Source organism: Comamonas sp. SCN 65-56 (assembly GCF_001724135.1).
Taxonomy (GTDB): Bacteria; Pseudomonadota; Gammaproteobacteria; order Burkholderiales; family Burkholderiaceae_C; genus Comamonas_C.
Genome location: NZ_MEDS01000017.1, coordinates 38,728 through 44,834 on the forward strand (window position 1 = coordinate 38,728; position 6,107 = coordinate 44,834).

Genomic DNA, 6,107 nt, shown 5'->3' on the forward strand with positions numbered 1-6,107 from the left:
ACCGCCCATGAGTTCCCCAGCAGCGCAAGCCCCTATTTCCTACAAAGACGCCGGCGTCGACATCGATGCGGGCGACGCGCTGGTGGAGCGTATCAAGCCCCTCGCCCGCAAGACGCTGCGCGAAGGCGTGATCAATGGCATCGGTGGCTTTGGCGCGCTGTTTGAGGTACCCAAGCGCTACAAGGAGCCGGTGCTGGTCGCCGGCACCGATGGCGTGGGCACCAAGCTCAAGCTGGCGTTCGAATGGAACATGCACGACACCGTGGGCATAGACCTGGTGGCCATGAGCGTCAACGACGTGCTGGTGCAAGGTGCCGAGCCGCTGTTCTTCCTCGACTACTTCGCCTGCGGCAAACTGGACGTGGACACCGCCGCCGCCGTAGTGGGCGGCATCGCCAGGGGCTGCGAGCTTTCCGGCTGCGCCCTGATCGGCGGGGAAACCGCCGAAATGCCCGGCATGTATCCCGATGGCGAATACGACCTCGCCGGATTTGCCGTGGGCGCGGTCGAAAAATCAAAAATCCTTGATGGCAGCAGCGTTCAGGCGGGCGATACCGTGCTCGGCCTGGCATCCAGCGGCGTGCACTCCAACGGCTTCAGCCTGGTGCGCAAGTGCCTGGAGCGGGCAGGTACCAACGTCCCCACGCAGCTTGACGGCACGCCTTTTCAGCAGGCCATCATGGAACCCACACGGCTGTATGTCAAAAGCGTGCTCGGCGTTCTCGCACAGCATCCGATCAAGGCCCTGGCACACATCACCGGCGGGGGCCTGCTGGAGAACATCCCGCGCGTGCTGCCGCAGCACCTGAGCGTGCAACTACGGGCAGGCAGCTGGCCGCAAACCGAGCTTTTTGCGTGGCTGCAACGCACGGCCGGCATTGACGATGTGGAAATGAACCGCACGTTCAACAACGGCATCGGCATGGTGGCCATCCTGTCGCCGCAGGCGGCGCCCGCGGCCGCCGCTGCCCTGCAGGCGCTGGGCGAAACGGTCTACACCATAGGCACGGTCGCGCCGCGTGGCGCCGGCCGTGCTGCCGTCAGCATCGCCTGATTGCCTCCCCCGTGACCAGCCCGATCGCGCCACACAGCGCACCTGCGGTGGCTGCTGCCAGCCACTTCCTGATGGCTGGCGCATTGCTGAGCGTGATGCATTACGGCCTGCTGGCGGGCATGCTCAGCGCCTGTGTCGCCTTTTTGCTGACCCGCTGGATGAATCAGCGCCTGCGCTGGGCGCAGCAGCGGTTGCCGTTTGCGGTGCACAACCTGGCTGCCGCACTGGTGATGCTGGCGCCCTTGCTGCTGCTGGCGCTGGCGCTCTCGCATTCGCGCTCCTACATCATCGGCGCGCCCCAGCAGTACCGCGAGTTGCTGGATTTTCTCGCCCGCACGGTGCTGGAGCTGCGCGACAAGCTGCCGCCCGAGATCGCCACGCAACTGCCCGAAGGCGCTGCCGAGGTTCAGCGTGTGCTGGCCGGCTACCTGGGCGCCAAGGCCGGCGCACTGGCCCTGGCGGGCCGGGCCTGGCTGGGTGGGCTGTTGTATGCCTATGTCGGCCTGATCGTGGGTGCCCTGGCCGCCCTGCCCCATGAGACAAAGACCCGCGGGCCGTTGGTGCAGCAGCTGATGCTGCGCGCCACCCGCATGGGCGAGGCATTTCGCCAGATCGTCACGGCGCAGTTCTGGATCGCGGCGTTCAACACCACGCTCACCGCCGTTTTCCTGTTGCTGGTGCTGCCGCTGTGGGACCTGAAGCTGCCCTACGCCGCCTTGCTCATCACGCTGACATTCGTCGGTGGACTGATCCCCATCGTCGGCAATCTGCTGTGCAATGCCGTCATCACGCTGGTGGGGCTGTCGGTGTCGCCGCTCGCGGCCATTGCCTGTCTAGGCTTCCTGATCCTGATCCACAAGGCGGAATACCTGATCAACGCCAAAGTGGTCGGCCAGCAAACGCACATCCGCGTCTGGGAGCTGCTCACGGTGCTGTTCGTGGCCGAATCCATCTTCGGCCCGACCGGGCTGGTGGCCGCGCCGCTCTTTTATGCTTATGCCAAGAAGGAGCTCGAGGCTGCGCAACTGGTGTAAACCAGCACCGGCGCAGTTGCGCTGAAATCCGTGGCTTCTTGCATAATCAGCGTTGCTTTCCACTACAAATATGCAGGTATCACCATGACCGTTCTCGTCGCCTATGTTCCCCGCCCCGAAGGCCAGGCCGCCCTGGACAAAGGCATTGAAATCGCCACCAAGAACAACGAGCAGCTGGTGGTCGTCAACGCTGGCCCAGGCGGTCGCTCGGACGACCCGAACGTCGTCACCGGCTACGAGGTCGAGCGCGTCGAAGAGCGTCTGACGACCTTGCCGATCAAGGCGGAGTTCAAGGTTTTCGTGCGCGGCAACAGCGCGATCGAGGAAATCGAAGAGATGGTGCAGACCCTGCAGGTCACGGTGCTCGTGATCGGCTTGCGCAAGCGCAATCCCGTCGGCAAGCTGCTGCTGGGCAGCATGGCGCAGGACATCCTGCTCAACGTCCCCTGCCCCGTGCTGGCGGTCAAGGCCGACTGAGCCCCGTTACTCTCTAACTCTCTAGTCGGGCCGGCGCTCTGCGTCGGCATCGGAGGCGCCGCGCAACTGGTCGACCAGCCGCGCGACATCGTCGACGTCGCCCGCTTGGCCTGCATGCGCCAGATAGGCTTGCAGATCCTGCATCGCCAGGGCGATATTGCCGACTTGGGCGTGGGCGTAGCCGCGATCGCGCCATTCGCTCCACCCTTGCGGGTAGAGCACCAGCATGCGATCCTGCACCGCAATCAGCCGGCTCCATTCCTCGTTGGAACGATGGATTTCCTTGAGGTTGCGCAGCATGCGGCCGACGATATCCTGAGACGAAGCCGCCTGCAGGTACAGCGCCAGCGGGAGCTCTTCATCCGATGGCGCACCCAGGCGCTCGCGCATCGGTTCCAGCCGCTCCCCGATCTCGTCGGGCGAAAGCGATTGCCCGTTCATGGGATCAATCACCACATAGCCATCCGGCAGCCGTACTTTCAGGAGAAAATGGCCTGGAAACGAGATGCCATCGGCACGCAACTGGATGCCGCGCGCCAACTCCAGCCACAGCACCGCCAGTGACACCGGTATGCCCATGCGGGTGCGCAGCACCTCGTGCAGATAGCTGTTGCGCGCGGCGTAATAATCGTTGCGGTTGCCGCCAAACCCAAGTTCCTTGTAGAAATAGTGGTGCAGCATGCGCAGCCGGGTGAGCGCACCGGCATCCGCTGGCAGACGCTGTTTGAGCTTGTGCAACAGCCTGTCCACCTCGGTGACCAGCGCCTGCAGATCCAGCTGCGGCTCTGCATCCTGCGCCAGGCTCGCCACCGTCTCCAGCAGCGGCATGGTGTCACCATGCACCAGCGATGCAAAGTATTCCAAAGGGGTCAGTGCAGTCCATTTCATCCGCGATGCGCCAGTTGCGCCCATTTCAAACCCGACACGGCCAACACGCCAAAATACACCAGTGCCGAACCCGCCAGCAGCAGCGCCAGCAGCCCGACACGCTCCAGCGGCCTCGCACTCAGCGCCAGCCAATCAAAATGCCGCGCGCCCCAGACCAGCCACAGGGCCAGTGCACCTGCCGCTGCAGCCACACGTGTCAAGAATACGCCCCAGCCCGGGTTCGGTTTGTAACTGCCCTTGCGCCGCAAGCCGATCAACAGCCATCCGGCATTCACCAGCGCCCCCAGCGCTATCGAAAGTGCAAGCCCCGCATGCGCCAGCCAAGGGACCAGCAGCACATTCAACAGCTGCGTGATCACCAGCACCACCATGGCGATGCGCACCGGCGTGCGCATGTCCTGGCTTGCATAGTAGCCCGGCGCCAGCACCTTGACCGCCACCAGCCCCAGCAACCCCACCCCATAGCCCATGAGTGCAGCCGCGATGCGCAGGACATCGCTGTCGTGCAGCGCACCGTAATGAAACAGCGTGGCTACCAGCGGGCGCGCAAACGCCAGCAGGCCGACGGCGCAGGGCACTGCCAGCAACACCACCATGCGCAAGCCCCAGTCCAGCATCGATGAATAGCGCGCCTGGTCGCCGCCCGCGAGGGCGCCCGCCAATTGCGGTGTCAGCACGACTCCAAGCGCCACCCCGAGCAGCGCCGTCGGAAACTCCATGAGCCGATCGGCATAAAACAGCCAGGTCACGCTGCCTGGCGCCAGATAGGAAGCAATCTGCGTGTTGATCATCAACGACAACTGCGCCACCCCTACCCCCAAAACAGCCGGAGCCATCAAGGACAGGATGCGCCGCACCCCGGGATCGGTCCAGGCCGAACGAACATGGCGCCACCCGAGTGCAATACGCGGCAACAGACGCAGCCTTTGCAACGCAGGGAACTGAACCGCCAGTTGCAGCGCGCCACCTGCCATGACCCCGCCAACCATGGCGAAAATGGGCTCTATGCCGCCAGCGGCAAGCAACGGCGCCCCCCACCAGGCCGCGGCGATCATGCACAGGTTCAGCAGCACTGGCGTAAGGGCGGGAACGGCAAAATGCCTCCATGTGTTGAGGATGCCGGCAGCCAGTGCCACCAGCGACATGAACGCGATGTAGGGAAACATCCAGCGCGTCATGAAAATGGCTGCCTCAAAACCGCTGGGTTCCTGGCGCAGCCCGCTGGCCAGTGCCCAGACCAACAGCGGCGCCCCCAGCATGCCCAGGATGCAGGTCAGGACCAGCGCAGAAAAAAGCGCCGTCGCGACGGCGTCGATCAGGCGGTGCGTGTCCGCCTCGCCATGCGCCTGCCGGTGCGCCGCCAGCACCGGCACAAAGGCCTGGCTGAACGCGCCCTCGGCAAACAGACGACGAAAGAGATTGGGAATGCGAAAAGCGACGTTGAAGGCATCGGTGAAGCTGTTGGCGCCAAAGACGGCAGCCATCAGCAAATCACGCGCAAGCCCGGTCACACGCGACGCCAGCGTCAACAGCGAAACCGTGGAAGCAGATTGGATCAAAGACACCGAAGCGAGTGTATGCGCGCGCAGCAGCACTTTCGCAAGCATCAAGGATGAATTACAATCGCTGGTTCTTTCGACATCATCCACAGACACACAAGGAATTCATTCATGGCCTCTGCAAAGCCAGTCAAGAAAAACCCGCGCCTTGCCTCCGGTCGCAAGCGCGCACGTCAAAACGTCAAGCTCAACGCCGCCAACACGTCGCTGCGCTCGCGCTACCGCACCTTCGTGAAGAACGTCGAAAAGGCTGTTCTCACGGGCGACAAGGCCAAGGCAACTGAAGCCTTTGCCAAGGCGCAATCGGTCATCGATTCGATCGCTGACAAAGGCATCTTCCACAAGAACAAGGCAGCGCGCGACAAGAGCCGCCTGTCCGCCAAGGTCAAGGCCTTGGTCACCGCAGCCTGAACCTTTCAGGTTGCACGCACGGGCAGTTCGCTGCCTGCCGTTTGTAACGGGTGCGCTGTCGAAAGAAAGAAAAACCGCCTTCGGGCGGTTTTTTCATTTCTTGTGAGTCAGCACTTCAAAACTTGGCTCGGTAGTAGATCATCGGCCCACCGTGGCGCGCGCGCAGCAGCAGCCGCCCCGAGGAACTGCCCTGCAGCTGCACACCAATCGCACCATATTCCGGGATCAACCCGCCCCAGCGCGGCGAACTCCATTGCACCTCCAGGCGGGCGGCATAGGCGACATCGGGGTTTCTCAGCGGCCAGCGGTTGTGCGCGGCGCCGTACTCTTGCAGAGGCATCCAGCCGGAGACCTGCAACTGCAGGCGACTCGCAAGCGGCATGCGCCAGTGGGCGCCGATTTGCGGTACCCAAAGGCCAAACCTGTCGGTCGCACCCACTGGCAATGGCGCACGATCGCTTGCCCAGACGCCCAGTGACAATCCGGCGCCCTGGCGGCCCGGGCGACTCCAGCCCGTCAACTCCAGACGCCGGGCAGTGAATGGACGTGCGGCCGGGTATTGCACAGGTTCCAGCACCATCTCCGCAGGTCGTGTCCCATCCCGTGGTGTAAGACCCCAGCCCGGACCGGCTGAGATACACGCTACTCAGCGTGCCACAGCGGGCAGCCGAGTCGGTGCAGTAT

Annotated in this window: 7 protein-coding genes; 4 read left to right on the forward strand and 3 right to left on the reverse strand. The window is 63.8% G+C overall.

Going from position 1 to position 6,107, the window contains the following annotated elements; translation table 11 throughout:
* Window positions 1-7: 7 nt before the first annotated feature.
* From purM to ABS45_RS10700, 3 genes are all read left to right on the forward strand, one after another.
* Window positions 8-1,054 (forward strand): phosphoribosylformylglycinamidine cyclo-ligase, encoded by a 1,047-nt coding sequence (gene purM, locus ABS45_RS10690; RefSeq protein WP_291555523.1) that lies wholly within the window; start codon window positions 8-10, stop codon window positions 1,052-1,054.
* A 71-nt stretch (window positions 1,055-1,125) separates the two neighbouring features.
* On the forward strand, window positions 1,126-2,088 hold the full coding sequence (locus ABS45_RS10695) for an AI-2E family transporter (protein WP_291555530.1): 963 nt from the start codon (window positions 1,126-1,128) through the stop codon (window positions 2,086-2,088).
* A gap of 84 nt (window positions 2,089-2,172) precedes the next feature.
* The gene (locus tag ABS45_RS10700) at window positions 2,173-2,565 is read left to right on the forward strand and encodes a universal stress protein (RefSeq protein WP_291555524.1); all 393 of its coding nucleotides are present in this window, start codon (window positions 2,173-2,175) and stop codon (window positions 2,563-2,565) included.
* Between the two features lie 21 nt (window positions 2,566-2,586).
* Here ABS45_RS10700 and ABS45_RS10705 read toward each other — a convergent pair whose 3' ends face one another.
* Both ABS45_RS10705 and murJ read right to left on the reverse strand, forming a co-directional pair.
* Complete coding sequence (locus ABS45_RS10705; RefSeq protein WP_291555525.1) at window positions 2,587-3,453, reverse strand: tetratricopeptide repeat protein; 867 nt, start codon at window positions 3,451-3,453, stop codon at window positions 2,587-2,589.
* Window positions 3,450-5,018 (reverse strand): murein biosynthesis integral membrane protein MurJ, encoded by a 1,569-nt coding sequence (murJ, locus tag ABS45_RS10710; RefSeq protein WP_291555526.1) that lies wholly within the window; start codon window positions 5,016-5,018, stop codon window positions 3,450-3,452. Before murJ ends, ABS45_RS10705 begins: the two co-directional genes overlap by 4 nt.
* Window positions 5,019-5,123: 105 nt before the next feature.
* On the opposite strand from murJ, the gene rpsT reads away from it, so the two are divergent.
* Entirely contained in the window at window positions 5,124-5,423 is a 300-nt protein-coding gene (gene rpsT, locus ABS45_RS10715) for a 30S ribosomal protein S20 (protein WP_291555527.1), read from the forward strand.
* 115 nt (window positions 5,424-5,538) lie between these two features.
* On the opposite strand, the gene ABS45_RS10720 is transcribed toward rpsT, so the two are convergent.
* Complete coding sequence (locus ABS45_RS10720; protein WP_291555528.1) at window positions 5,539-6,003, reverse strand: hypothetical protein; 465 nt, start codon at window positions 6,001-6,003, stop codon at window positions 5,539-5,541.
* Window positions 6,004-6,107 lie beyond the last annotated feature (104 nt).